This window comes from Streptomyces sp. NPDC004561 (genome assembly GCF_053602155.1).
The window spans coordinates 1-1021 of record NZ_JBSGDB010000956.1 but is presented as its reverse complement, the minus strand read 5'-3'; the positions used below and the strand labels follow the sequence as shown (position 1 = coordinate 1021).

The following is a 1021-nucleotide window of genomic DNA, read 5'->3' as shown; positions in this document are numbered from 1 at the left end:
GGCGCCCCCCCCCCCCCGGGCCCGGGGGCCCCCCCCCCCCCCCCCCCGCTTCCCGTTTCCGGGGCCGTGGTGTCAGGCCACCGTCTGGCGGCGCACCTGCCGGCCCGCAGCCGCGGACGCGAGCCGGCCGAGCGCCTCGTCGCGGTCGCACGGATGGGCGCCGAGGGACACCTGGCGGGCGACGATCGAGCGCTCCGCCCGCATCAGCCGCCAGCCGCGGCGCAGCAGGAACGGCACCGACTTACGGCCCTCCTTCAGGTCCCGCAGGAAGCGCCGCCGGAAGGTGGTGACCGGTCCGCGGGACAGGCACAGCGCGTCCGCGAGCAAGCCGAGTTCCCGGCAGCGCCCGACGATCTCCGCGGCGAAGATGCCCTCCGCGACGAACAGCGGGGTACGGCCGATGCGCAGCGTCTCCTCGCCGGTGCGGGCGCTCAGCGAGAGGTCGTACACCGGCACCGGAGTCGACCCGGTGGCGCACAGCCGGGCGATGGCCTCGACCGCGACGTCCGCGTCCCACGAGGCGGGGTGGTCCCAGTCGATGTCGGAACTCCCCTCCACCAGGGGCAGAGTCGGGTCGTCGGCCTCCTTGTAGAAGTCGTCCAGGCGTAGGACGGGGAGCCCGGCACGGGCGGCGACCAGTGACTTGCCCGAGCCCGAGGGGCCGCACAGCAGCACGACACGGGCGGGGGACAGGGGATGAATGCTCACGGAACACCAGTTTGACGTATCGGGGGCCGCCTGCCGACCCCGCGGGTCGGCTTTTGAGCGTGACTCCGGCCTCAACTACCCTGTGTGCCGACAGCATTACCCTGCGCACCAGAAGGTGGCATCAGCGATGGCCCGACACTCCTCCTCCCGGCACCCCACCGCGCAGCGCGCCCTGATCGCCCTCGCGACCGCCGGAGCGGCGCTGGGCGCGGGCGCGGCGACGGCGCACGCGGCGGCCGCCCCGCTCGTGGACGTGCCGTGGCGGCCCACCTCGCTCGGGCACATCGACCCGCAGGCGGGCCTCTCCGGCCTC

Annotated in this window: 1 protein-coding gene and 1 pseudogene; one reads left to right on the top strand and one right to left on the bottom strand. The window is 75.1% G+C overall.

The features are described 5' to 3' along the window. Positions 1–72 precede the first annotated feature (72 nt). Positions 73–675 carry a uridine kinase family protein gene (locus ACWEN3_RS46975; RefSeq protein WP_452984622.1) on the bottom strand — a complete coding sequence of 201 codons (603 nt, stop codon included), beginning with the start codon at positions 673–675 and terminating at the stop codon, positions 73–75. A gap of 160 nt (positions 676–835) precedes the next feature. Here ACWEN3_RS46975 and ACWEN3_RS46970 point away from each other — a divergent pair. Continuing rightward, a pseudogene (locus tag ACWEN3_RS46970) lies at positions 836–1021 on the top strand (hypothetical protein); the annotation flags it as partial.